Annotated in this window: 20 protein-coding genes and 1 riboswitch; of the genes, 4 read left to right on the plus strand and 16 right to left on the minus strand. The window is 70.5% G+C overall.

The genetic code is table 11. The features are described from left to right. Positions 1 to 61: 61 nt before the first annotated feature. The 10 genes from atzF to BJ993_RS08065 all read right to left on the minus strand — a co-directional run bounded on the left by atzF (position 62) and on the right by BJ993_RS08065 (position 14,020). Complete coding sequence (gene atzF / locus BJ993_RS08020; RefSeq protein WP_179648354.1) at positions 62 to 1,744, minus strand: allophanate hydrolase; 1,683 nt, start codon at positions 1,742 to 1,744, stop codon at positions 62 to 64. Beyond that, positions 1,741 to 3,720 carry a 5-oxoprolinase/urea amidolyase family protein gene (locus BJ993_RS26320; RefSeq protein ID WP_218864639.1) on the minus strand — a complete coding sequence of 660 codons (1,980 nt, stop codon included), beginning with the start codon at positions 3,718 to 3,720 and terminating at the stop codon, positions 1,741 to 1,743. The genes atzF and BJ993_RS26320 overlap by 4 nt, the downstream gene beginning before the upstream one ends. After that, positions 3,720 to 4,343, minus strand: a complete 624-nt coding sequence (locus tag BJ993_RS08030; protein ID WP_179648355.1) for an urea amidolyase associated protein UAAP2 — start codon at positions 4,341 to 4,343, stop codon at positions 3,720 to 3,722. Before BJ993_RS08030 ends, BJ993_RS26320 begins: the two co-directional genes overlap by 1 nt. Continuing rightward, positions 4,340 to 5,044, minus strand: a complete 705-nt coding sequence (locus tag BJ993_RS08035; protein WP_179648356.1) for a DUF1989 domain-containing protein — start codon at positions 5,042 to 5,044, stop codon at positions 4,340 to 4,342. The genes BJ993_RS08030 and BJ993_RS08035 overlap by 4 nt, the downstream gene beginning before the upstream one ends. Continuing rightward, positions 5,041 to 6,603 carry an amino acid permease gene (locus BJ993_RS08040; protein ID WP_179648357.1) on the minus strand — a complete coding sequence of 521 codons (1,563 nt, stop codon included), beginning with the start codon at positions 6,601 to 6,603 and terminating at the stop codon, positions 5,041 to 5,043. Before BJ993_RS08040 ends, BJ993_RS08035 begins: the two co-directional genes overlap by 4 nt. Positions 6,604 to 6,656: 53 nt before the next feature. After that, a riboswitch (guanidine-I (ykkC/yxkD leader) is annotated at positions 6,657 to 6,767 on the minus strand. A 451-nt stretch (positions 6,768 to 7,218) separates the two neighbouring features. Beyond that, positions 7,219 to 8,451: a sugar ABC transporter substrate-binding protein gene (locus tag BJ993_RS08045; protein ID WP_179648358.1), complete on the minus strand. Its 1,233-nt coding sequence runs from the start codon at positions 8,449 to 8,451 to the stop codon at positions 7,219 to 7,221. A gap of 44 nt (positions 8,452 to 8,495) precedes the next feature. Then, positions 8,496 to 9,515 (minus strand): ABC transporter permease, encoded by a 1,020-nt coding sequence (locus BJ993_RS08050; RefSeq protein WP_179648359.1) that lies wholly within the window; start codon positions 9,513 to 9,515, stop codon positions 8,496 to 8,498. An 8-nt stretch (positions 9,516 to 9,523) separates the two neighbouring features. Continuing rightward, complete coding sequence (locus BJ993_RS08055; protein ID WP_179648360.1) at positions 9,524 to 10,963, minus strand: sugar ABC transporter ATP-binding protein; 1,440 nt, start codon at positions 10,961 to 10,963, stop codon at positions 9,524 to 9,526. 79 nt (positions 10,964 to 11,042) lie between these two features. Continuing rightward, entirely contained in the window at positions 11,043 to 13,250 is a 2,208-nt protein-coding gene (locus tag BJ993_RS08060; RefSeq protein WP_179648361.1) for a N,N-dimethylformamidase beta subunit family domain-containing protein, read from the minus strand. A 17-nt stretch (positions 13,251 to 13,267) separates the two neighbouring features. Next, a complete protein-coding gene (locus BJ993_RS08065; RefSeq protein WP_179648362.1) occupies positions 13,268 to 14,020 on the minus strand; it encodes an SDR family NAD(P)-dependent oxidoreductase in 753 nt (250 codons plus the stop codon). A gap of 191 nt (positions 14,021 to 14,211) precedes the next feature. Here BJ993_RS08065 and BJ993_RS26550 point away from each other — a divergent pair, with 191 nt between their 5' ends. Then, on the plus strand, positions 14,212 to 14,922 hold the full coding sequence (locus tag BJ993_RS26550; RefSeq protein WP_179648363.1) for a response regulator transcription factor: 711 nt from the start codon (positions 14,212 to 14,214) through the stop codon (positions 14,920 to 14,922). On the opposite strand, the gene BJ993_RS08075 is transcribed toward BJ993_RS26550, so the two are convergent. Both BJ993_RS08075 and BJ993_RS08080 read right to left on the minus strand, forming a co-directional pair. Next, positions 14,886 to 15,926: a hypothetical protein gene (locus BJ993_RS08075; protein ID WP_179648364.1), complete on the minus strand. Its 1,041-nt coding sequence runs from the start codon at positions 15,924 to 15,926 to the stop codon at positions 14,886 to 14,888. The two genes, BJ993_RS26550 and BJ993_RS08075, sit on opposite strands and share 37 nt — an antisense overlap. Beyond that, positions 15,926 to 17,338 (minus strand): glutamine synthetase family protein, encoded by a 1,413-nt coding sequence (locus BJ993_RS08080; protein ID WP_179648365.1) that lies wholly within the window; start codon positions 17,336 to 17,338, stop codon positions 15,926 to 15,928. The genes BJ993_RS08075 and BJ993_RS08080 overlap by 1 nt, the downstream gene beginning before the upstream one ends. Before the next feature lie 193 nt (positions 17,339 to 17,531). On the opposite strand from BJ993_RS08080, the gene BJ993_RS08085 reads away from it, so the two are divergent. Both BJ993_RS08085 and BJ993_RS08090 read left to right on the plus strand, forming a co-directional pair. Next, entirely contained in the window at positions 17,532 to 18,266 is a 735-nt protein-coding gene (locus tag BJ993_RS08085; protein WP_179648366.1) for a FadR/GntR family transcriptional regulator, read from the plus strand. Positions 18,267 to 18,447: 181 nt separating this feature from the next. After that, entirely contained in the window at positions 18,448 to 19,899 is a 1,452-nt protein-coding gene (locus BJ993_RS08090; protein ID WP_179648367.1) for an APC family permease, read from the plus strand. 79 nt (positions 19,900 to 19,978) lie between these two features. Here the strand turns inward: BJ993_RS08090 and BJ993_RS08095 are convergent, their stop codons facing one another. Both BJ993_RS08095 and glsA read right to left on the minus strand, forming a co-directional pair. After that, on the minus strand, positions 19,979 to 20,725 hold the full coding sequence (locus BJ993_RS08095; protein WP_179648368.1) for a gamma-glutamyl-gamma-aminobutyrate hydrolase family protein: 747 nt from the start codon (positions 20,723 to 20,725) through the stop codon (positions 19,979 to 19,981). Positions 20,726 to 20,749: 24 nt separating this feature from the next. After that, entirely contained in the window at positions 20,750 to 21,694 is a 945-nt protein-coding gene (glsA, locus tag BJ993_RS08100) for a glutaminase A (protein ID WP_179648369.1), read from the minus strand. 175 nt (positions 21,695 to 21,869) lie between these two features. Here glsA and BJ993_RS08105 point away from each other — a divergent pair, with 175 nt between their 5' ends. Next, on the plus strand, positions 21,870 to 22,949 hold the full coding sequence (locus BJ993_RS08105; protein WP_036549247.1) for an NADP-dependent oxidoreductase: 1,080 nt from the start codon (positions 21,870 to 21,872) through the stop codon (positions 22,947 to 22,949). Positions 22,950 to 23,027: 78 nt separating this feature from the next. Here the strand turns inward: BJ993_RS08105 and BJ993_RS08110 are convergent, their stop codons facing one another. Both BJ993_RS08110 and BJ993_RS25775 read right to left on the minus strand, forming a co-directional pair. Continuing rightward, positions 23,028 to 23,774, minus strand: coding sequence for an SDR family oxidoreductase (locus BJ993_RS08110; RefSeq protein ID WP_036549249.1), 747 nt, complete (start codon positions 23,772 to 23,774; stop codon positions 23,028 to 23,030). Beyond that, positions 23,771 to 25,258, minus strand: a complete 1,488-nt coding sequence (locus tag BJ993_RS25775; RefSeq protein WP_207007328.1) for a flavin-containing monooxygenase — start codon at positions 25,256 to 25,258, stop codon at positions 23,771 to 23,773. Before BJ993_RS25775 ends, BJ993_RS08110 begins: the two co-directional genes overlap by 4 nt. Between the last annotated feature and the right edge of the window lie 2 nt (positions 25,259 to 25,260).

Below are 25,260 nucleotides of genomic sequence, written 5' to 3' on the forward strand. Positions count from 1 at the left end.
GCGCGCGGATCTCCAGAGCGCGACGGGTCGGCGTCGGTCAGGGCAGCTGGACGCAACCTCGTCACCACCCGCGGCGCAGGGCCAGGCTGGCCCAGTGCCCGAACCGGCGCCAGGCCGCGCGCCGCTCCCGCTGGTGCGCCCGCCAGGCCAGGTAGGCACGCCAGCCGCCGTGACGGGTGATGTCGCGGTCGGCCCGGGCGGCGTCGGCGGTGCAGAGGAAGCCGAGCACCTCGCTGCCGTCGGCGAGCTCCAGTGGTCCGAGGGCGAGCGGGGCAACGACCGTCGTGGCGAAACCACCGAGCTCGCGGGCGGGGAGACGCCACACCTCGACCTCGAGTCCCCGGCCCGGTGCGTGGGTCGGCCTGGGCAGCCGGGTCAGGCCAGGGCGCGGCAGGGGTCCGTCGACGAGGAACATCCGGTAGTCCCGCGCGGTGCGGGTGGTGCCCACCAGCGCGGCCCCCCGGGAGACCAGGGTGTCGTTGAGCGGTTGCCCGCTCAGGTGCGCACCGGCGACGGCGAGGAGCACGGTGTCCTGCTCGTCGTCGCCGTCCCCGGCCGACGCCACGAGCCCGAGGCCCGGCTCACCGCACCAGCGGGCGCCGAGCTCGGCGAGCAGGTCGTCGCCACCGGCCGGCGCGAGGAGCTGCACACCGAACGGGAGGCCGTCGGACCTGGACGGGCCGGGGACCGCGATCGCGCAGAGGTCCAGCAGGTTGGTCATGTTCGTGAACGTGCCCAGCCTGCTGTTGACCCCGACCGGGTCCCCGGCGACCTCGGCCAGCGTCGGGTGGCCGGGGGTCACCGGGAGCAGCAGGACGTCGACCTCGGCCCACGCGGCCTCGCTCTGCCGGGCCAGCTCGGCCAGCCGGGTGAGCCCGGCGAAGGCGTCGGCTGCGGTCAGGGAGGCGCCGTTGCGGACGATCGAGCGGACCGTCGGGTCGACGGCGTCGTCCTCGTCGAGCGCATCGCCGAAGGCGAGCCAGCGCTCGGCCAGCCACGGCCCGGAGTAGAGCAGCCGGGCGGCCTCCAGGAACGCGCCGACGTCGATGCGCCGCACCTCGCCGAGCGCCTCCGCCGCCGCGACCGCCTCCGCCCAGGCCGCGGCGTGCTCCGGGTCGAGGTCGAGCGGGAGGTCCGGCACGCCGATGGTGTACGACGCCGGGACCGCACGTTGCTCGAGCCGGCGCGAGTAGGGGTCCTCGGCGTCGTACCCGACCATCTGCTCGTACGCCGCCCGCGCGGTCGTGACGTCGCGGGCGAAGACGGTGACGCAGTCCAGGGTCCGGCAGGCCGGCACCACCCCGCGGGTGGAGACCAGGCCCTTGCTGGGCTTGATGCCGACGATCCCGTTGAAGGCCGCCGGGACGCGCCCGCTGCCGGCGGTGTCCGTGCCGAGGGCGAAGTCGACCTCGCCGCGGGCGACGGCGACCGCACTGCCCGAGCTCGACCCGCCGCTGACATGCTCGTCGGAGAGGACCGAGCTGCAGGCGCCGTACGGCGACCGGGTCCCGACGAGACCGGTGGCGTACTGGTCGAGGTTGGTCTTGCCGACGACCACGGCACCGGCACGGACCAGCCGGTCGACGACCGGTGCGTGCCCGGTGGCGGGGGTGGTGCGCCGCGGGTCCCCCGCCGTGGTCGGCACGCCGGTCACGTCGATGTTGTCCTTGACCGCGAAGCGCAGCCCGTGGAGCGGCCCGGGCAGCGCCGGGGCGGGGTCGACCCGCGAGATCCAGGTCGTCATGCGCCCCACCTCGCGCGCTCGGCCACGAAGGCGTCGCGCCGACGCGCCCGCAGCGGCGCGATCTCGTCGGCGTGCGCCAGCTCCAGGTCGCGCACCTCGCTGACGGAGAACGTGGCGGGTGCGGTGACCAGGTCCGTCCGGCCGGCCTTGATGTCGGCCCGGGCGTCGGCGAGCTCCTCCGCCAAGACCGGCACGAACCTGATCCGGTCGAACTGGCGCAGCAGCCACGGCTGGGGATCGCGCTCGGAGAGCCGCCAGACCGGGACCGTGCGGCCCACGAGCTGGTAGCCGCCGGGCCCCTCCATGCCGTACACGCAGAGGTAGATGCCGCCGATCCCGACCGCGTTCTGCGGGGTCCAGGTGCGGGCGGGGTTGTACTTCGTGGTGACCAGCCGGTGCCGCGGGTCGATCGGCACGGCGACCGGGGCTCCCAGGTAGACGTCGCCGAGGCCGACGACCAGGTAGGTCGCGGCGGCGACGATGTCGAACACCTCGTCCCGGGCGTCGAGGTCGTTGACGCGGCGGATGAACTCCACGTTGTCCGGGCTCCACGGGGCGTCGGGGTTCACGGTGGAGTAGCGGCGCATGGCCTCGTGCGCCTTCGGGTGGTCGAAGGCGATCGGCAGGGTCACCGAGCGGGCGTCGAGCACCGCCGTCGCCGGGTCGTCCAGGCCGGTGGCGAGCTCGCCGAGCAGGCCGGCGAGCCGGGCCAGCGGGAGGGCGGTCTGGTCGACGGCGACGAGGAGGGAGCGGACGCCCTCGACGATCTCCGCGACGCCGGCCGGCCGGTGCGCGCGCAGCGCGTTGGCCAGCAGGTGGATCCAGACCCGCACGGTCAGGTCGAACTCCATCGGCCCGGCCTCGACCAGCAGGTGCCGGTCGCCGGAGGGACGGATCGTGAAGGCCGGCTGGTGGCCGTCGGCGGGCCGCTCGACCAGGGCCGCGGGGCGCTCCGACCCGGCCGGTGTCGCCGACGAGGTCCGCTCGGGGGCGCTGGTGCTGCCGTGCAGGGTCTCGGGGTCGGCGGGGTAGCCGAGGTGGACGGTGCGGGCGGCGAGGGCGGCGGTCGCCTCCTCGGGCGTCACCGCCACGAGCCGGACCCGGTCGCCCGGCCGGAGCTGCCCGAGGATCCAGCGGTCCGCCTCGATGGTGACCGCCGGGACGACGAAGCCACCGAGCGACGGACCGTCGACGCCCACGATCACCGGCGTGTCCCCCGAGAGCATGATCCCGCCGACCGGGTACGCCGAGTCGTGCAGGTTCGAGGGGTGGAGGCCCGCCTCGCCGCCGTCGGTGCGCGACCACGACGGGGTCGGGCCGACCAGCCGGATCCCCGTGCGGTCGGCGCGGTGGTCGACCGTCCAGGTCGTCGCGAAGAACTCCTCCACGCCCTCGGGAGTCAGGTGGTCAGGGGCCCCGTGCGGACCGGGGATCACGCGCAGCGTCCACGTGTCACCCATCTCCGGGAGGCACACGACGCTGGGCGCCAGCTGGTTGTGCAGCGGCCCGAGCGGGACCACGTCACCCTCGACCAGGGCGCGTCCGTCGAGCCCGCCGAACCCACCGAGGACGAAGGTCGACCTGCTCCCCAGCACCCGCGGCACGTCCAGCCCGCCGGCCACGGCGACGTACCCGCGCATGCCTGGACCGTCGAGCGGGCCGACGTCGAGGACCGCCCCGGCGCGGAGCCACCGGACCTCGCCGGGAGACAGGAGCCGGCCGTCGATGGTCGCCTGCCGAGCGGCGCCCCCGACGCAGACCAGCCGGTCCTCGTCGGTGGTCAGGACAGGTCCGGTGACGACGCACTCCAGCCCGCCGACGTACGTCGGGTTGCCGACCGCTGCTGCCACCAGGGCGAAGGTGAGGTCGTCGAAGGCGCCCGACGGCGGTACGCCGACGTCCCAGTAGCCGGTGCGTCCCCGGCCGTCCTGCACGGTCGTCTGCACCCCGGGACGCAGGATCGTGAGCTTCCCCATCACGCCCACCGGCCGATCAGCCGGACGGGGGTGGGGTCCCAGCCGTTGCACGGGTTGTTGAGCTGCGGGCAGTTGCTGATCAGGACGAGGAGGTCCCGCGACGCCCGGAGCTCGACGTACTTCCCCGGCCCCGACAGCCCGTCGTCGAACTTCAGGGCGCCGTCGGGCTGGACGGGCACGTTCATGAAGAAGTTGATGTTGTGGCCGAGCTGGCGCTGCCCGATGCCCGCCGGGGCGCCGTACCGGAGGAAGGTCTGGCGGCAGGCGTGCTGGTGCCGGGTGTGCTCGCCGTACCGGATGACGTTGGACTCCTGGGCGCAGGCGCCGCCGATGGTGTCGTGGCGTCCGCAGGTGTCGTCGCTGATCACCGCGAGCTCGTCGAGCCGGGTCGAGAGCAGCCGGGAGCCGGTGGTGAGGTAGACCGCTCCCTGCTCGCGCACGGTGTCGAAGGCGGAGTAGCGGTTGTTGACGTCGTGGGCGTCGTACAGGAGCGTGTCGACGGCCTGGTTGCCGTGCAGGTCGACGATCCGTAGCGTCGCACCGGCCGGCAGCTCGAGGAGTGCTCCGTCGCCGGCGCCGACGACGGTGTCGATCCGGATCGTGTCGTCGATCGTCGCGGTCATGCCAGGACCCTCCGGCTCATCTCGAGCGAGCGGGCCGTCTCGTCGCGGAAAGCGATGCTCGGGTCGTCGGCCGCGACCGGTGCGGCCGGTCCGACGGCGACCTCGACCCCTGCCACCGGGTGGTCGAAGGTGGCGAGCGGGTGCTGGGCCGTGCTGAGCACGACGAGCAGGTCGACCTCGGTGCGCAGGGTGACGGTGTCGCCGGCGACCGTGTGCCCGGCCTGCCAGGCGAGCGAGGCAGCGGTGTCGTCGGCGATCGCGACCTTCGTGAACAGGTTGACGCACCCGTGCAGGTCGGCCTCGCCGAGGCCGTACTTCGCCAGCTCGAGCAGGAGCTCCGAGCGGGCCGGGCGTCGCCAGTCGTTCCGCTCGACCTGGTACGACGTCGGCGCGAAGCGGGCAAGGTGCGCCTCGTGCCCGAAGCCGGTGAGGCAGTCGTGCCAGGCCAGGGTGGAGTGGGTCACCGAGGCGAGGGCGAGCCCCCGGTCCGACATCAGGGTCATCGGCGGGCGGACGCACGCCGACATCTGGGCCTTGAGGGTGTCCGGGAGGTTGAGCCGGTCGAGGCGGTCGGCCGCGAACAGCAGCAGCGAGGCGTTGGCGTCGGGCCCGAGCGCGGTGATGGTGATCGAGCGGCCCGCGGGGACGGTGGCCGACCACGTGGCTCCGCCGGGCATCTCGTGGCGGTACGTCGTGCTCATGCCCCCTCCTCCACGAGGCCGGCGCCGAAGCTGGGCGCCCGCGCGGGCAGGGGCTGGCCGATCGCCTCGTGGTAGGCGCGGCGCTGGACGGCGTACGCGATCGCACCGCCGGCGGCGGTCACCGCGAGCGTCACCAGCGGGAGGTAGTGCAGGTACCAGCCCTCGCCGGCCGGGTCGTAGACCTCGGCGCGGGGCCAGGCGAGGTTGATCGTCATCAGGGCGCCGTAGACGACCGCGACGGCGTTGACGACGATCCCCCAGCGCCCGAGGGAGAGCAGCGGCCGGCCGTTCTCGTCGGTGCCCTCCGGGAGCGCCTCGCCCCGGAGGCGCCGGAGCAGCAGCGGCGCGGTCACCATGAGGTAGGCGATGTAGAGCAGCATGATGCAGACGCTCGCCAGGCCGAGGAAGAGGCCGGCGTTGCCGACGTTCACGAGCAGGCACAGCGCCGCGCCCACGCCGGGGACGACGGTCGCCAGCACCGGGGTGCCGGTCCGGGGCGACACCACGCGGAGTCGCGACGAGAAGGGCAGCACGTCGTCGCGCGCCATCGAGAAGATCATCCGGGCGGCCGCGGTCTGGATCGCGAGGGTGCAGACGCACACCGCGAAGGCGACGTCGAGGAGCAGCAGCTTGCCGACGGTCGTGTCGAGCTGGCTGGTGATGACGTACGGCAGGCCACCCAGGCCGAGGTCGTCGGCGCCGAGGCTCGGCGCGGCCATCAGCGCGGCGACGATGAGGAAGGCACCGGCGAGGCCCGACGCCGTCATGGCGCGCAGGATCGTGCGCGGCGTCGTCGCCCGCGGGTTGTGGGTCTCCTCGGCGAGCTCACCAGCGCTGTCGAACCCGACCAGGACGTACGCCGCCATCAGCGCGGAGATCAGCAGCGGGGCGACGTACCCGGTGCTCGCGTCGAGGTTGGTGGTGTGCAGCACGACGGACGGACCCCGCTCGGCGTGGCCGAACAGCAGGATCACGAGGAGGACGACACCGATCAGCTCGCAGGTGACACCCACCGAGTTCACGATCGCGGTCATCCGCACGCTGAGCGCGTTCAGCGTCGTCGTCGCGGCCAGGAGCAGGCAGCCGAGCAGGACGGCGTTGGCCGCACCGTCGCGCGAGGCGAGGGCCGTGTCGGTGCCGATCACCTGGAACCCGCTCCACACCGAGGGGAGCACCACCTGCAGCGCGATCGCCGCCGCCGCGACCGTGATGGTCTGCGCCAGGACCATCGTCCACCCGGCGGCCCACCCGACGACGGACCCGCCGAGGCGCCGCGCCCACTGGTAGATGGCGCCGGAGAGCGGGTAGCGGGCGGCCAGCTCGGCGAAGCAGAGCGCCACCATCAGCTGACCGGCGAAGACGGCCGGCCAGGTCCAGAAGAACGCCGTACCGCCGAAGCTGTAGCCCAGCCCGAAGAGCTGGAAGACGGTGGTCAGGATCGAGACGAACGAGAATCCGGCGGCGAAGGACGCGTAGGTCCCCACCCGCCTCGAGAGCTGTTGCCGGTACCCGAAGGTCCGGAGGTCGCTGGCCGCCACCTGGTCTGTCGAGATGCTCATTGCTGCCTCCGAGCTGTGAGCCCGGAATGCGCAGGGGCAACCCGGGGCCTGAGGCCTCCCGGGTTTTTGTCCCGCCGTGGAACGGAGCGTGCTGCCGGTGCTCCGCCTCCCCTCTCGGACCAGACCTCCCGACGAGCGGGAACGGAACCCTAGGGGCGCCCCACCTGTCGATCGGTGGGTCGGGAACAGTCAAGGCGGCGGATGTTTCCGCGGGTCGGGTCCGTCCGTGAACGATGTGTTACGGATGGCCCGGCCCACCGACCGGGCACCCGATCCCGGAAGTGACGAAAGCGCCTGTGGGAATTCGAGCCCCAAACCTTCTGATCCGTCGTCAGACGGCTTTCGCGCTGGCAGGCGGCAGCGAGGCGTGCGGCTGAGCGAAAATCAAGGTGCTTCGTCGTCGATCGGCGCTCTCTGGCGTACTCAACTGTCACCAAGGTGTCCCCAAGACCCAGGCCTCGGGGAGCCTCCACGACGCTCCAGCGAAACCTCGTGCGTTATTCGGCAGCGAGACACGTACGGCTACATCCGCCGCATCCGATACGCCGGGTTCTGATCCCATGTCGCAGCCGGCCGCGGCACTCGGGCCGCGGCCGACCAAGGTGAAGGAAGGTCTCAGCGAAGGTCTTTGACGTTCCCGAAGAGCTGAAGCACGCCGGTATCGGCGAGGTAGTCGTTGCCGACTTCTCTGGTACCGAAGACGGTCTCGCCATCGGCGACGGGGACCAGGGGCGGGAGCTGGTACGCGTCCGGGTCACCGTCGCGGTAGTAGTCGGTCATCGGCGCCACGATGGAGTCCTCGATCGCGAAGTCCTTGGTGAGGACCGCCTCGGGCGCGAGCGTCTGGAACGGCAGGTCCACGCCGTCCTCGATAGCAGCCGCCATGGCCATCAGGTACTGGCCCCAGTGCCCGATGAACATATCGCCCTGCGCGACCCAGCTCGGGTTCGTCCGCAGCTGGTCGAGCGCCTCGGGAGAGCCGCCGAGCCCGGCGGTCAGGGTCTGGCCTCCTCGACCGGCTTGGTCCACTGCCTGCCAGGCGCCGAGGGTGGAATCGTCCGCGACGGAGTAGACCACCAGGTTGCGATCGGCAGGGATTCCCGACAGGGCACGCCGCACGGCGTCGTACGACGGCGCCCGCTGTGCCTGTCCGTCCACCTGGACCATCGAGTCACCCAGGATCGAAGTGGTCGTCGTCAGCTCGTCGATCTCGTCGATCACCTGGAGACCCGGGATCCACGTGGCGATCTCGCGGTAGAAGTACGCGTTGCAGTTGTTGATCTGCTCGCCGAAGCTCGCCGCATTGACCAGGAGCACGGTCGTGTCGTCACCCGTCCACCCCCTCTCCTTCGCGACCGTGCCGACGGCCTTCGCGGTGTCGGTGCACAACTCGGGGTTGCTGAGGTTGAACCACTGGCAGTAGTCCTTGCCGGGCGTGTTGACCGCGATGCACGGGATGTCGGCTCGCTGGTAGATCCGCTCGATCGAGGCGTACACACCCTCGATGGGGTTGTACGACAGCACGAAGTCGGGTTTCGCCTGGCCGATCAGAGTGGCGTTCTGCGACACGGTCGCCGCGTCGAGCTTGTTGTCGTACGTCTCGAGCTCGACGCCCGTCTCTTCAGCCGCCGTCTTCACGCCATCCCGCATCGTGACGTACAGCGGCGCAGCATCCGTCGCGTTCGTGTAGGCCATCGTGCGGCCAGCCAGCGGTCCGTCACCCGAGCCCTCGCCGCTGCCGCCCGAGCTGCTGCAGCCGGTGAGCGTCAGGGCGACGACGACCGCGACCGAGGTCAGGGGGTGTCGCCACCCGCGGGCAGCGCCCGGACTACCGATACGCAGTTCCATGCTTCCTCCAGGGTTGTACCGACGACACGGTGCCGACGGGGGTCTCATCGGGCTGATCGGTCGATCACGCCGCGCAGTCGGCTGAAGCCGACGGCCGCCAGCAGCACGGCGCCCGTGGCGATCTGCTGGTAGAAGGTCGAGACGTGCAGCAGGGTCAGTCCGTTGGCCAAGGTGCCGAGCACCAGGACACCTGCCGCAGTGCCCAGCGCGCCACCGGCGCCGCCGAGCAAGGACCCACCACCGAGCACTACCGCCGCGACCGACAGGAGCGCGGCGTCCTTGCCGAGGTTGCCGTCACCGGCGAGCAGCTGGCTGGCGAGGATCACGCCGCCCAGTGCGGCGAAGGCGCCGCTGGCGACGTACGTGCTGACGGCGAGGGCATCGGTGCGCATGCCGGCGAGACGTGCTGCTTCGCGGTTGCCGCCGATCGCGTAGAGCGACCGCCCGTAGACGGTGAACCGGAGCACCAGGGCAAGGGCGACGGCAGCCAGCGCGAAGAGCCAGACCTGGTTGGGCAGCCAGAACAGATCGGTCTCGGCCATGAAACCGGCAGCCATGTCGTCGATCGGCACGCTCTGCCCGCTGACGAGGGAGAAGGCGATGCCACCGGAGACGGACAGCGTGCCCAGGGTCGTGATCAGCGGGTTGATGCCGCCCTTGGTGACGATCAGGCCGTTGACGACGCCTACGGCGGCGCCGGTTGCCAGTGCGATGACGAGCGCCAGCATGATCGGCCGCCCGTCATTCACCTGTTGGGCATAGACGACCGCGGCCAGTGGTGCCACACCTGCAACGGAGAGGTCAAAGCCGCCGGCGATGATCACCATGGTCTGGCCGAGCGACACGACGCCGATGAAGGCGACGCTGGTCAGGATCCCGACGAGGTTGTCGTCGGTCAGGAAACGAGGCGTCGACACAGAGAACACGACGACCAACGCGAGCAGGAAGCCGGCGATGCCAAGAGACTGAACGGCGCCCTGACGCAGGGACGCTGCCCTGCTGCCGCCTGGCGCGTCGGTTCTGGCATGGCCGGCGATCGCACGTTGCTGGGTCTCGATGGTCATGTCTGCTCCTAAGCGGCCGCGTGGTGCACGGCGTTGTCCTGGGTGATGGCGTCGCCGACGAGCTCGGCGACGACCCGGCCGTCGCGGATCACGACCACCCGGTCACTGACATCGACGACCTCTTCCACGTCCGAGGTCACGACGAGCACTGCGGTGCCGGCATCGGACAGTGCGCGCAACGCCTCGTGGATCTCGTGGCGGGCGCCGACGTCGACCCCCCGGGTCGGCTCGTGGGCCACCAGCACCCGGGGATCGGCGGCGAGCCGGCTGGTGAGCAGGATCTTCTGCTGGTTCCCGCCCGAGAGCTGGCCCACCGGCTGGCCGAGGGAGGCGTGCCGAAGCCGGAACCGGCCGGCGTAGGAGCGGGCGACAGCGGACTCGGCCTCCGCTCGCAGCACACCCCAGCGGGTGATCCGGCGCAGCACGAGCATGGCGGCTGACGTCCGGATGGGCTGGCCGAGCACCAGCCCGTCGCGCTTGCGATCGGCGGGAACGTAGGAGATGCCGGCCAGGATGGCCGCGCCGGGGCTCGTCAGGACTGCGGGAGGCCGGTCGTCGATCGTCACGGTGCCCCGGACGTCCCGACGGCGGCCGCCGAGTGTCTCCGCGAGCAGGCCAGCGCCCGAGCCACGGATGCCGTAGACCCCCAGCACCTCTCCCTGACGGACCTGCAGCGTGACGTCCACCAGTCCCGGCCTGCCCGGCACCGACCAGTCCGCGACGTCGAGGACCACCGGCCCCGCCGTCGGCCTGGAGCGGGCGGGTCCGGCCGGAGCACCACGGGATCCGATCATGTGCGCGATGAGGCCGGACGGGGTGGTGGAGGACGGCAGAGCGGAAAGGACTCGGCTGCCGTCGCGGAAGACGTCGAGGCGATCCGCGAATCGAGTCACCTGCTCGAGGTGGTGGGAGATCACCACGATGCCGATGCCCTGCGCCCGCTGCGCGTCGAGGACGCGATAGAGCCGCGTCGCCTCGTCCTCGGTCAGCGCGGCGGTGGGCTCGTCGAGGATCAGCACTCGCGAGTCGCGGCCGAGTGCCTTGACGATCTCGACGACCTGCTGGTCGGACACGCCGAGCCGTGCCATCGGCGCCGAGGGCTCGACCCAGAGCCCGAGTCTTCGCATCAGATCCGCGGCCGCCGCCTCAATTCCCTGCGTCGAGGTCAGGCCGTACCGTCCCGGGAGCCGGTTGAGCATGATGTTCTCGGCAACGGTCAGCTGCGGTACCTGGGCCAGCTCCTGCGGGATCAGGGCGATCCCCCGTCGCAGCGCGTCACGCGGCGAGCCAAGCGTGACCCCGTCGCCCGCCACGGTGATCGTTCCGGCGTCAGGACGCAGGGCGCCGGTGAGGATCCTGGCGAGGGTCGACTTGCCCGCGCCGTTCTCACCGAGGACGGCAACCGCCTCGCCCGCCGCCACGGCGAAGTCCGTCGGGGCGAGTGCCACGTTGGCGCCGTACCGCTTCGTGACGCCGCTGGCAACGAGCAGGTCAGGCGCTTCGGGGCACGTGTTCCGCTGACCCATCTCAGGCCTCGCGACGGGCGACGAACGCACGGATCACGTTCTCGGTCATCCGGGAGACGCCGTTGCGACCGTCGTGGTGCAGCAGGGCGCCGGACCATGCGATGGATCCGGTCGAGAAGACCTCTCCTCCGCCCGGGGTGCGGAAGTAGACGATGTCGGCACGGACCTCGGGATCCTGCTGACCGCCTCCGTGGTCGGGCAGGTTCATCGCGATCTCCTCGACGACCCGCTGGTAGAAGTTGGTGTGATCGCGCGACGAGGCCAGCACCACCGCGTCGGGGGGTGTGCCCAGCGCTACGTCGGCGCGGTCGATCTCGTCGCCCGCGGCTCCGCCCATGACCGCGCCATAGGCACCGATCGGGTCCTCGTCGACTCCGGCCATGATCCAGGCGTGCTCGGGGTCCTTCGCAGCATCGGACGGGTAGTAGGGCTCCGAGCGTCCCCAGCCCTGGGCGGCAAATCCCACGCCGGCCAGCTGTTGCGGTGCCCGGCCGCGGTGGCGCCAGAGCCCACCGGGGAGCCCGGTGGACATGAGGGCGACCTCTCCCGGCAGCGACTCCCAGCACCGCACCCCCGCCTGGCCGCGCCGGATCTCGACCACCAGCGGTGCATCGGACAGGACGCCGGTCACCCAGTACCAGCCGTTGCCGCCGAGGTAGAGCAGGCCACCACCGCCGCCGCGGTAGTCGGTCAACGCGTCCAGCATCTCCTCCGACGTGTACTCCGGGTGTGAGCCGGAGATCACGGCGGCGTACGGACGCAGGTAGTCCGCGCCGCGGAGGTGGATCTCGTGGTCGGTGGCGAAGTCGGCGTCGATGCCTCGTCGCGCGAGCCACTCGACGAGGTACATGTCAGAGGAGAAGGCGCGACCTGCACCGACGATCCACATCCGGTAGCCACGGCGCATGTTGACGATCTGTCGCCGGGCGGCGGACAGCATCACCCCGCTTCCGTCGGGGTGGTGGTCGTACATGGACAGGCCGTACGACGGATCGCCCACGTGAGCGAGGTCCTCGTCGGCGACGACGACTTCCTGGTCGGTCATGGCGGAGGCGTCGAGGCCGTTGAACAGCGCCTCGTTGGCGTAGGCCAGGTAGGTGAAGGTCGGCAGGACCACCAGCACCTTCTGGCGCGGGTCGTCCTGCTTCGGCACGACCGTGATCGGGACGACGTCCTCGCCGTCCTCGTTGCTGACGACGACGCCGTACACGCCGCTGGACAGGTCCGCGGGCAGGGGTGCTGCCACCACCGGGGCCCAGCGGGCGTCGACGAGGTCGGTCGCGTGGAAGTGTGCGGCGGCGTACTGGTCGGGCACCCTCGTGAAGTCGAGGCAGCGACCCGTGAAGGTCCGGCCCGTGACCGCCCGGGCGGGACCGTTGACCAGCCTGCCTGCGGGTTGGCCGGGCGCGAGCGGGCGGGCCTCGGCCGGGTCGTCGCCGTGCTGGAAGGCAAGGTCCCAGCCGGCGACGAGGTCGAGGGTAGCCACGTCCCGTCGGCCGGCAGCGACGTCCTCCAGGTCGGACTCGGTCAGAGCGGCCGCGCACACGAACGGCCGCTCGATCTTGCCGGTGAACAGCTCGTCGGCGAGCCCGCACGTACCTTGATCGACCACCTCGACCGCGCGCCCCGACCGGCCTGCGACAGTGATGTGTCGCGTCAGGTCGACCGGGCGGCCGGCACGACCTGTGCGCGCGACGGCTGCCGCGCCGCGGAGGGAGTCGACCGGCACCACGACCACCGTCGCCGTCGCCCCGTCGACCATGCCCGCGACGAGGTGCCACTGGTGGTTCTCGAGGCGCCGGCCGGTGGCGACCAGGGTTACGTCGCCGTCGACCAGCGCCGGCTCGCCGTCGATCAACTGAAGCGCGAGGCCGTCCGCCAGGGCAACCAGGGTCTGGACGGGCTGCGCCGCGACGTTGCCAGACCACACGAACGCGCCCAATGTCGTCGCCGGCGCGTTGGCACGGGCGAGGGACCCCGGGGCGCCGTGCAGGAACGAGCCCACGCACGTCGGCTGGTCCGAAGCGTCGTACCTGCCGGCGGCGGACCACGACACCGCCTGGTCGAGCGACCTGTCGTTCGCCGACGAGCTCCGCAGCCGGACGAGGCGGACGTCGACCGGACCAGCGGCCTGGACGTGGACGCTGAGCAGGTCGCCGCGCTCGTAGGAGAGGCGGTCGGTGTAGGCGCGGACATCGGGGTTGCGCATGGGATCTCCTCGGAGGGTCAGATCGGGCCGGCGGCGAGGTAGCCGCCGTCGACGGGGAGGTTCACGCCGTGCACGTAGTCGGCCATCGGCGATGAGAGGAACAGGACCGCGTCGGCGATCTCAGCGGGTGCCGCCCACCGGCGGACCGGAACGGCGGCGGCGATGGTCGCTTTCGTCTGCTCGTCGTAGAGGTCGGCGAGCTCGGTGCTGGTGAAGCCGGGAAGCACCGCGTTGACGTTGACGCCACGCGGGGCGCAGTCGAGCGCCATCTGGCGGACCAGGTTGACCCACAGCCCCTTCGACGCGCAGTACGCGGAGAAGCCGGCGTTGCCGACCATGCCAGAGACCGAGCCGATCACCACCACCTTGCCGGTGCCACGCGTCAGCATGTGGCGCACCGACGCACGGGTGCACGCGAAGATCCCGTCGACGTTGACGTCCATGTGGCGGCGCCACAGGTCGTCCTCGCACGCGTCAACCGGCGCGGCCTCGATCACGGCGGCGCTGAGGACTGCGATGTCCACCGCGCCCATTGCCTCCAGTTCGCCGAAGACTCGCGGGACGTCCGCGGTCCTGGAGATGTCGAGCGCCCGGTGGCTGATGCGCGCGGCCACCTCGGAGGAGCCTTCGAAGGCGAGGGGCTCGTCGCGCCGCGAGAGCGTGACCACCTCGGCACCTGCCTCGGCCAGCGCCCAGGCACTGGCACGACCGATGCCGGTCGCTCCTCCGACCACGATCGCGCGCTTCCCGGTGAGATCTATCGTCCGCACAGCGGTGTCCTCTCGCTACTTCCAGGTCGTTGTTGCGGACCCGGCATCCGTGAGCGGCGAGCGTAGGAACACGGAGGGGAGCGGCGACATCGGCCGAAGTACGTAACTCGCTCCAGGACGAGTCAGGCCGAAGGCAAAATCGTCACCGAAAGGACTAACGGTTGAAACATTGGCCCTATAGACTGAGTGACGTGGATCACTCCTGTCACGAGTTCCTCGCCGATGCGCTCGAGACACGCGCAACAACGCGTTGCCGCTTGCTGGCCGAGTCGCTCGTCCACCGCACGGGTGCCGACGCCGTCGGGCTGATGGGCATCTCTCCGGAAGACGGAACGCACGTCCCGGTCCTGAACGTGGGCTACGACCCGACCACCTTCGAGCAGCACGCCAGCGCGCGCTACACCCGACACACCCCCGGGGTGCAACAGATCCTGGCGCGCGCGGGGCGCATCCACTCGTGGGAGGACATCCCCGGCTTTCGTGAGTCCTACCAGGCGCAGGCGGTCTACCAGCCGGCCGGCTTCCACAACGGCATATCGGTCGCGCTCGCCACCGCGGAGCAGACCGTGGTGGGGATGCTGCATGTCAGCACCCGGCGCGACCACATGGACAGCGACGCCCTCGAGCTCGTCGAGCGCGCACGCCCGGTCCTCACGGAATGGGTGGACACGATGACGCGTTTCCAGCTCGCCCGGCTCAGCCGCCGACAGTTCGAGATCCTCGCCCGGATGCGAGACGGCATGTCGAACGCAGAGATCGCCGCCGATCTCGTGATCGCTCCCCGCACCGTGACCACACACATCGAGCACATCCTGCGCCGGCTCGGGGCGACCAACCGCACCCAGGCCGCCGTATGGGCGGAGCGTTACGGCCTGCGCTGGTCCGCGTCCGGCTCGGGCTGACCAGGCGCCCCCGGCGGCGGGGTCGCACCCACGTCGGACCAGGCCTGGGCAGGGATGAGCGCAGGGTCCTTGTAGATCGACCACCGGCACCGTTCGCGTCCCGTCCCTTCAGCACTGGCGCGCACCGGCGGCTCGATGACCCTCAGCGGAATGCCGATCCGTTCGATCGGTGCACGCTGCTGAAGCTGGCAGCAGTGCACGCAGTAGAGACAGACGCCGCGAGTGCGCCACGCCCAGTCGTGCTCGCCGTCGGTGAACTCGCGCTCGTCGCGGCCAGTGTCACCCGCCTCCCGGTAGGTACGTCCTCCCGATCCGCAGGGAGCGAACTCGAGCACCCAGCGGTCGGGCTCCTCCCTGACCGCGAAGGAGCCGTCGCGCTCGGGTCCGGTGAGGTGACCGCGGACGGCCTCGAAGATGTCCAGGGCGAGTCGCTCGACCGACCGGGACCACGGGTGCACCGTGAGGTCGTACCGGTCCGCGATCGCGTCGTAGTAGTGACCGAGCAGCGCGTCCCAGAGGGCGCCGACGGACTGCTCGCCGAGATGACGAGAGCCGAGGGCGAGCAGGCCGGCGATTTGGTCGGTCGCGGGGTCGTGCACGGTCAGCCACGTCGAGCGGGCGCGTTCGAGCAAGCGTCCGGCGTCACCCGGCCGCACGCTCGCAACCGCGACGACCTCGTCGACCATGGCCCGGAATTCCGCCCAGCCTTGGTGCAACGCGTCCGCGACCGCCTGGGCTGTCACCCGCGCCGGGCTGAGATCGACCCCGGGCACGCCGCGATCGTCGAGCAGCTCGGGGAGCTGGACCAGCCACAGCGCATAGAGGTCGTACGCCTCCTGTGCCTCTTGCGCGGTCATCCGTGCCAGCGCGATGGCATCGCCGATGCGGTGCTCGCGCAGCGCCTCACCGGCCAGTGCGTACGACGAGCGCCCCTGCCCGAGCCAGGAATCGGCCCGTACGTCATGGCCCAGCAGGTCGCTGTGCCGGGTGACGGCTTCCGTCATCAGGCGCGCTCGAAGAACCGGCGCTTCTCCCAGTCCGTGACGGTCTCGGTCAGGAAGGCGAGCTCCTCGTCGCGCCCGAGATCCAGCAGGTGCTGGTGGACGTCGGCGCCCAGGCCCGACCTCAGGCTCTCGCTGGTAGCGAACAGCTCGATGGCGGCAGGCAGCGAGGTGGCCAGCGTGGGCACGTCGTCGCGGTAGTACATGTTCCCGGTCTCGACCGGCGGCATGGCCAGCCCGGCCTCGATCCCGTTCGCGCCGGAGGCCGCCATGGCGCCCAGCGCGACGTACGGGTTCACGTCCGCCCCCGGGACTCGGTTCTCGACCCGGCGCGTGGAGCCCTCGCCGACGAGGCGCAGGGAGCAGGTGCGGTTGTCGTCGCCGACCGCGATCACCGTCGGCGCGAAGGAGTGCGCTTGGAAGCGGCGGTAGGAGTTGAGCGTCGGGGCGTACATCAGCGTCGCTCCGGCCATCCCCTCGGCAACGCCGGCGACGTAGCCGTCAAAGGCCCGCTGATCACCGATCGGCGTCGTGCCGGTCACGTCCCAGAGGCTCGTGTGGATGTGACAGGAGCTGCCGTCGCCGTCGATGGCCCACTTCGCCATGAAGGTCGCCGAGACGCCCATCCGGGCGGCGATGCTCTTCACGCCGAACTTGTAGAGGAAGTGCCGGTCGGCCATCTCGAGGGCGCCTGCGTGGCGGAGGTTGATCTCCTGCTGACCGTAGCCGTACTCGTGGGCGTAGCCCTCGGTCTCGACGCCCGCGAGGTCCATCTGGCGGATCACCTCGTTGACGAACGGCTCGGCCTTGATCGCCGCGACGGCGTCGTACGCCGCGTGGTAGCGGCTCGCCGCCGTCAAGCCCTTGTGGTCGGCATTCCACGCCGCCTCGTACGACTCGTCGAACAGGTAGAACTCGAGCTCGGTCGCGGCCTGGATCGTGACACCCAGGCTCTCGAGCCGCTCCAGCTGCCGCTTCAGGATCTGGCGCGGAGCGAAGGCCAGCGGGGCACCGTCGGGCGCGAAGGGGTCACAGATGACGACCGGGGTCGTCGGCAGCCACGGCAACCGGCGGATGGTGGTCATGTCGGGGACGAGCGGGACGTCCGGAACGCCCGCGCCCATGCCGCCGATGTGGTCGAGCCCGGAGCGGACGATCTGCTCGATGTCGATGCCCCACAGCATGAGCGGCACCTTGAACGCGCCCACCTCGTCGTAGTCCTTGAGGAAGCGCTGGGTCGGAACCCGCTCGGCCAGGCAGCGCCCGCTGTTGTCGGGCGTGATCAGCATGATCCCGTCGACCAGCCCCGCGCTCGCCTCGGCACGGAGCTGGTCCAGCGACATCGGGCCGTAGCTCAGTCCGTCGGGACCAGGGATGGCCACCGAGCCGGCGAACGACGAAGACGTAAGGGTCATGACAGCTCCTCAGGAGGTTCCGGACCCGCTTGTTTGGTCCAGCAAGTAGACCTAAACGGTAGGTCGCTCGGCGCGGACTGTCAACGAGTCGACGTGACTTCCGTCAAAAAAGGCTGACTGGAACACTCATTAGACCTAATATGTCTCCACCCGCCGCACGCCGATGCGAACGGGCAGCTACCGGAGGCCGCTCATGACGGAACACCGCCCCCTCGCCCCGGTCCGTCAGGTCGCCGCTCACGAGCTGGTGGTGGACCAGCTGCGACGCTCGTTGAACCAGGGACAGTTCCGGCCCGGCGACAGGTTGCCGTCCGAGCGCGAGCTCGCCGAGATGCTGCAGGTCTCACGGACCACCGTGCGGTCAGCGGCAGCGGTGCTCGAGAGCGAGGGCCGGCTGTCGGTGCGCCGCGGGCGCGGCGGCGGCTTCACCGTTCTAGAGCCGGACCACGACTCGCCCGCCACGCGGCGAGAGATCCGCGCCAACCGACGTGCGATTCGCGACCTGTTCGACCTGCGCCTCGTCGTCGAGACCGGTGCCGTCGCCCTCGCCGCCCTGCGCCGCACCGACGAGGAGCTCATCGCGCTCGAGCACCGCCTCGGGCGGATGCAGCAGGTCATCCGCGAAGAGCGACGGCGACCCAGCACCTCCCTGGTCCGTGAGTTCCAGGCCTTGGACAACGGGTTCCACCTCGCGCTGGCGAGTTGCTCGCGCAACGAGCACCTCGTCGAGCAGGTGGCCGCTGCCCGTCAGGCCATGTGGACACCGGTGGGATCGGTCTTTCGTCACCTCGAGAGCAACGCGAACGACCTGCACGCCGACATCCTCGACGCGGTCCGCGCCGGCGAGAGTGACGCCGCGGCGGCACTGATGTCCGAGCACATCACGGCCACCCGGACCACGCTGGAATCGTGGCTCGATCGCACTTGACACAGATCACAAAAGGTCAGAAGATCAAACCAATAGAGCAATACATGGTATCCGCCGCTCGCCCGCACCGGGGAGCTTCAGCCGAACCGCGCTCACTTCCGGCACCTTACGCCGCTCGGGCGGTCCGCAGCGATCCCATCCACCCCGCTCCCCACGGAGCAGGAGCAAGGAGCACAGCGACATGTCCGCAACGAGAGAACCCCAGACCGGCCTGGACGGATCCGCCGACCGGGCCGCACTGTTGCATCGTGGCCTCGGCGTCGGCTCGATCGTCTTCATGGTCGTCGCCGCCGTGGCCCCCCTCGGGGCCGCTTGCGCGGTGATCCCGCTCGTGTTCGCACTCAGCGGCAACCCGACCGCACCGCTCTACTTCATCGGGGCTGCCGCGGTCCTCAGTGTGTTCGCCGTCGGCTTCACCCTGATGAGCCGGCACGTGCGCAACGCCGGCGCCTTCTACTCCTACGTGCAGGCGGGACTCGGAAAGGTCGCTGGAGCCGGTACGGCATCGCTGGCGCTGGCGTCGTACGTCGTCCTCCTGATCGCGCTGTATGCACTCCTCGGTGCGTCGGCTGCCGCAGCCCTCGACCAGTACCTGGGCGTCGATGTCGCCTGGTGGCTGTGCTCCTTCGCCTTCTTAGCGATCATCTCCTTGCTCGGCTACCGCGACATCGAGGTCAGCGCCAAGGTCCTCGGCGTCGCCCTGGTGCTGGAGGCACTCGTGGTGCTGGTGATCGACCTGGCGGTCCTGCTGCGCGGCGGCAACGACGGGATCTCCGCCGAGCCGCTGAACCCGAGCCACCTCCTCGACGGCGCCCCCGGGCTCGGACTGATGTTCGCCTTCTTCGCCTTTGTCGGCTTCGAGGCGACCGCTGTGTTCCGCAGCGAGGCCAAGGACCCCGAACGCACGATCCCCCGGGCGACGTACGTCGCGATCGCGATCATCGGCAGCCTCTACGCCTTCACGTCCTTCGCCATGGCGAACGGACTCGGCGCCGACCAGGCCGCGACGGCGGCCGGAGCCGACCCGGCGAACGTCATGCAAGGGCTGGCCCAGCGCTACGCCGGAGGCGTCGTCGAGGACGCCGTGATCCTGCTGCTGGTCACCAGCGTCTTCGCCTGCTGCCTGTCCTTCCACAACGTGGTCTCCCGGTACCAGTTCAACCTGGCCAATGGTCGGGTCCTGCCTGCCGCCCTGGGGGAGGTCCACCCGACGCACCGCGCACCTTCGCGTTCGTCCGTCGTCGTCACCGGGTTGTCCGCGACCATCCTCGCCGCGCTCACGGTGGCCGGCCTCGAGCCGGTACTCGAGATCTACACCTGGCTCTCGGGGGCCGCGACCCTCGGCATCCTGGTGCTCATGCTCCTGACCAGTGTCGCGGTGGTCGCCTTCCACCAGCGCGGCAACGGCTCCGACCCGGTCTGGAACTCGGTGATCGCTCCGGTCCTGGCGTTCATCGCGCTGGCGTTCGTGACCTACAAGGTGCTCGACAGCCTGGATCTGCTCGTCGGGGGACAGACCGCGGCGAACTGGGTCTGCATCGGCCTGGCGGCATCCTTCGCCGTCGGTGCCGGCACGACCGCGTTCGCCCGGATCACCTCCCCCGAGCTGTACGACGAGATCCTGGAGGACTGAGCACCTCAGGAAAGAAGGGCCGGGAAGCGACGAGGCTGCCCGGCCCTTCGCGTTGCGTTCGGCATGTGATCGCCCTGGCTCAGGCCGGGGCCGCGGACCTGACCTGCACCCCGCACTCCTCAACGAAGCCGACGAGCAGGTCGAGCGACGAGGGCTCGTTGGGCCACAGGATCTCGGGGTGCCACTGCACTCCGACGAGCCGCCGCTCGGGGAGCTGCACGGCTTCGACCAGCCCGTCGGGGGCGTGCGCCACGGCGGTGAGACCTGGCGCGAGATCCCTTATCCCTTGATGGTGCTCGCTGTTGACGGCGATCGTGCCGGCGTCGCCCAGCCACGCTGCCAGGAGCGTGCCGGGTTCCACCTCCACGTCGTGGCAGACCCGGTCGAGCACCTCCTCCCCCGCGCGGTGCGCGATCGGCCCGGGCCGGTCGCGCGCCAGATCTGCGTAGAGGGTCCCGCCGAGAACCACGTTGACGAACTGGAGGCCGCGGCAGATCGCGAGCACCGGGATCCCGGAGGCGAACGCCGCATCGAGGGCACTTCGCTCGGCGACGTCACGCGCGTGGTTCACACCCCGGAGGAGCTCGTCATCGGTCGCACCTCCGTACAGCGCCGGGTCGACGTCACCACCGCCGCTGACGACCAGGCCATCGAGGCGACGCACCAGGCCATCGATCCTGGGCTGCTCGACAGCGCAGTCGATCCCGACAGGAGTGGCACCAGCCGCCACGAAGCCGTGGAAGAGACTGCGCCACAGGGCGAAGTCCTCCAGGTCCTGCGACGAGTAGGTGATGCCGACGACCGGGCGATCGAGGTAGGCGTTCAAGGGATTCCTCCTGGTGGTGCGGGACTAGAAGACGGACCAGCCGGAGGTCCGGGAGAACTGCTCGATCGCCGCAACACCACCGACGGAGTTGCCCTCGCGATCGAGCGGCGGGCTCCAGGCGCACACGGTCCCGACGCCGGGAAGTACGGCGAGAACGCCACCGCCGACTCCGCTCTTTGCGGGCAGGCCCACCCGGTAGGCGATGTCCCCGGCGGCGCCGTACATCCCGGCGGTCAGCAGCACCGCATTGATGCGTCGCACGTTGTCCGAGTCCAGGACCCGTCCGTGCAGCCTGCGATCCACGAGGAACCGGCCGGCCCTGGCCACGCCGAGTGCCGAGCCGGTGATCGCGCACTGCGCGTAGTAGTGGGCGAGCACGTCGTCGACGTCATTGAGAAGACGACCATGCTCGGCCAGCACGTGGGCGAGGGCGCGGTTGCGGTGGTCGGCCCCCGCCTCTGAGGCCGAGACAGCGGCGTCGGACGCCACCGCCGGATCGCCGGCGAGGTCCCGCACCAGCTCGGCGACCGTCTCCACTGCCGAACCGGTGTGGTGCAGCAGGCGGTCGGTGACGATGAGCGCGCCAGCGTTGACGAACGGATTCCGCGGTCGGCCCGCTGAACGCTCCAGCTCCGCGACCGAGCCGTACCCCAGCTCCGTGGGCGCCCAGCCGACGTGCGCCCAGGCCTCCGGCTCGACGCGCAACAGCGCGACGAGAGCAAAGAGTTTGGTGAGACTCTGCAGCGAGAACTGGACGACACAATCGCCGACACCCAGCTCGGCGCCGTCGACGGTGGTCACGGACAGCCCGAAGGATGCGGGGTCGACCGCCGCCAGGGCTGGGATCTTCGACGTGACCTCACCGGCGTGCGCAGCACTCCTGCCGTGGTCGATCGCCGCCCGGGCGTGCGCCAGCAGCTGGTCGGGGTGGGAGGAACGCGGGCTGAGCACCCCGACCCGGCGCGTCATGACTGGTCCCGGCACGCCGTCTCCTTCGCTCGATTGGCCGTAGCCTACGAAACATTCAAAGGATCATGCAATATTCCAAATAGTCGGCGCTCGACCGACGGCTTCCCTTGCCGCCCGCTCCCGCATCGTGAACAATTGGTCGATTTTGTGAACCTATTGGCGTAGTGTTCGTTCCATGACCACACCTCTGAACCGCCGGCTGCTCCTCGGCCGACGTCCGACCTGGACCGCCACCCTCGACGACTTCGTGCTCGAGGAAGTCCCCACCACCCCACCCGGCCCCGGCGAGGTTCTCGTCCGGGTGCTGTCGCTGGCCTTCGACCCCGCGATGCGCGGCTGGATGAACGACGGGCCGTCGTACGCGCCCCCGGTACCCATCGGTGAGGTGATGCGCGGGCACGCCGTCGGCGAGGTCGTGGCCTCCGGCGTCGACGCGGTGAGCGTCGGCACGCTGGTCACCGGGAACTTCGGCTGGCAGACCTACGCCCTCGCCGCCTTCGAGGAGGGCACCCTGAGCCACCTCGAGCACGTCAGCGAGGCGAGCGCGAGCAAGCCGGTCGCACGCCGGGTTCCTGACGGAGTACCGCCGACCTCCGTGCTCGGCATCCTCGGCACGACCGGTCTCACCGCCTACTTCGGCATGCTGGAGCTGGGCGCACCGCGGCCCGGGGACGTCGTCCTGGTCTCGGGAGCCGCGGGCGCGACCGGATCCGTGGCCGGGCAGCTGGCCCGGCTCGCGGGAGCCACCACGATCGGCATCGCGGGCGGGGCCGAGAAGGGCGCGTGGTTGCGCGAGGTCGCCGGCTTCGACCACGTCATCGACTACAAGTCAGAGGACGTTGCGACACGGCTCGCCGAGATCGCCCCCGACGGGGTCGACATCTTCTTCGACAACGTCGCGGGCAGGATTCTTGAGGCCGGCATCAGCAACATCGCACAGCGCGGCACCGTGGTCCTGTGCGGCGGCATCTCCAGCGGCTACTCCGACGAGGCCGTCGCCTACGGACCCACCAATCTCTCGACGATCACCGTCCGCAGCTGCACCATGAAGGGCTTCATCGTCACCGACTTCGCCGTCCAGTTCGACGCAGCATCGCGCCGACTGACCGAGTGGGTCCAGGACGGCTCCCTGGCGTGGGCCGAGGACGTGGTCGAGGGCGACGTCACCGACGCCGTCGCCACCATGAACCGTCTCTTCGACGGCAAGAACCTCGGCAAGCAGATCCTGCAGCTCGCGGTCCCCACGAAGGCCTGAGTCCCGCCCTCATACGACCAGGGCCCGACCGGATCATCCGGTCGGGCCCTGGTGCGCTTCGAGGCACTGACGTCGTCGTCAGTCCTCCGGGGTGACGTAGGCAGCTGAGATGCCACCGTCCACCACGAGCTCGATGCCGTTGACGAAGCTCGAGGCGTCGCTGAGGAGGAAGAGAGCCGCCCGGGCCATCTCCTCAGCCGTCCCGAAGCGTCCGGCGGGGATGTGCACCATCCGCCGTGCGACATCGTCAGCGCTGAACAACGCCTCCAGCATCGGCGAGGCAACTGGTCCCGGGCTCAGGCTGTTGACCCGCACGCCCCGGCGCGCCAACTCGACGCCGAGCTCGCGCGACAGGGCCACCACGGCACCCTTGGAGGCGGTGTAACCGATCTGCGACACCGCAGAGCCCATCCGGGCGACCAGTGACGCGGTGTTGACGACGGAGCCGCCACCGCCCGCGACCAGGTGCGGGATGCCGTGCTTGCAGCACAGCAACACGCTGGTCACGTTCACCTGCAGCGTCCGCTCGAACACGGCCACGTCGACGTCGAGGGTCGAGCCGTCGTCAGCGAAGGCGGCCCCGGCATTGTTGAACAGTCCGTCGATGCGCCCGAACCGCGCCGCCACGCCGTCGTACAGGTCCGCGACCTCGTCCTCCCGGGTGAGGTCGCAGGTCACGAAGTGGTCGGCCTCGGTGTCGTCAGCGGCGCGGAGGTCGACCCCGGTCACCACCGCTCCCTCGGCCTTGAGTGCCGTGATCGCCGCGCGGCCGATGGCTCCAGCGGCACCGGTGACGACGACGACCTTGCCCTCGAGCGCGCTCACTCGGCGTCCGTCCCGAACCACCGGGCCAACCGCAACCCGAGCAGGTACGACGTCGGGCTGTACGGCCACTGACTGACGACCTTCCCGCTGGTGCCCTGGAAGTAGTTGGCCACCTCGCCCCACACGGTCTTGCCCAGACGCCGCTGGAGACGCCGGTTGTAGAGGTCGTGGAGCCAGGTCTTGACCGTGATCTTCGAGACCTGTCCGGACGCGAGTCGGCGCACCTGCTTGGCCGCGAACCGCGCCTGGGCCTCGTAATAGGTCACCAACGGGATGCCGCTGGTGTTGGGGCCGAAGATCATGAAGAAGTTGGGGAAGTTGGGCGTCATCACGCCGAGGAAGGCGTCTGCGCCGCCCTCCCACTGCTCGCGCAGGACGATGCCGTCCTCGCCGGTCGTGCGGTAGGTGCTGATGAAGTTCGCCGCGTCGAAGCCGGTGGCCAGCACGATGATGTCCAGGTCGTGCTTCTCCCCGGTGGCGTCGACGACCCCGCTCGGCGTCACGTCGGCGACGGCATGCGGGACCAGCTGCACCTTGGGCGAGCGCAGACTGCGGTAGTAGGTGTCGCTGATGACGGTGCGCCGCGCCTCGACCGAGAAGTCCGGCGTCAGCAGCCGCTCCAACTCCGGGCGGTCGCCCATCTCCTGGTGGAGGTAGTCCCGAGCCGCCGCCAGCCTCTTCTTGTTGACCCGGCCGTCCACACGGGCATGGCTGGCGTTGTACTGCCTCAGGTCGTAGTCCAGGTAGAGACGGTAGCGACGGAAGTAGTAGACCGGCTTGAGCTTGTTCCACCGGCGCTCCGCCGGGGTGAAGTCGCGGGCTCCCTTGGGCAGCAGCCAGTTCGGCTCGATCTGGAAGACCTTGACGGAGCTGCCCTGGCGCTCGGCCTCGGTGACGACCTGGACTGCCGACGAGCCGGTGCCCAGTACACCGACGGCCTTGCCCTCGAGCGAGAGCTCGTCACGCCAGGTCGAGGTGTGGCACAAGTCGCCCTCAAAGACGGTCTCGCCCCGCATGAACGGCGGCACCAGCGGCGTGTTGAGGAAGCCGACCGCCGAGATGACCGCCTTGAAGGGCCCATGCTGGCGCCCGGCCTCGTCCCGGATGGTCCAGGTGCGCGAGGACTCGTCCCACGACACGTCGGCGACGCCAGTGCTCAGCAGGGTGCGCTCGTAGAGCCCCCACTTGCGCGCGACCCCCTGGAGGTAGGCGAGCAGCTCCCTCCAGTCCGCATGGGTACGGGTCCAGTCGTGCGGCTCGAACGAGAAGGAGTAGATGTGCGACTCGAGGTCCACCTCGGCACCCGGGTAACGGTTGACCAGCCAGGTTCCACCGATGTCGTCCGAGCGCTCGAACAGCACGAAGTCGCGCACGCCCTCCTTGCGAAGGGCCGTCGCCGCGGCGATGCCACTGAAGCCGGTGCCGATGATCGCGACGTCGTGCGGGCCGGCCAGCGGCTCTTGGTTGGGGGTGAGTGGCTTCACGG

Origin of the sequence: Nocardioides aromaticivorans, from assembly GCF_013408525.1 — a bacterium.
GTDB lineage: Bacteria > Actinomycetota > Actinomycetes > Propionibacteriales > Nocardioidaceae > Nocardioides > Nocardioides aromaticivorans.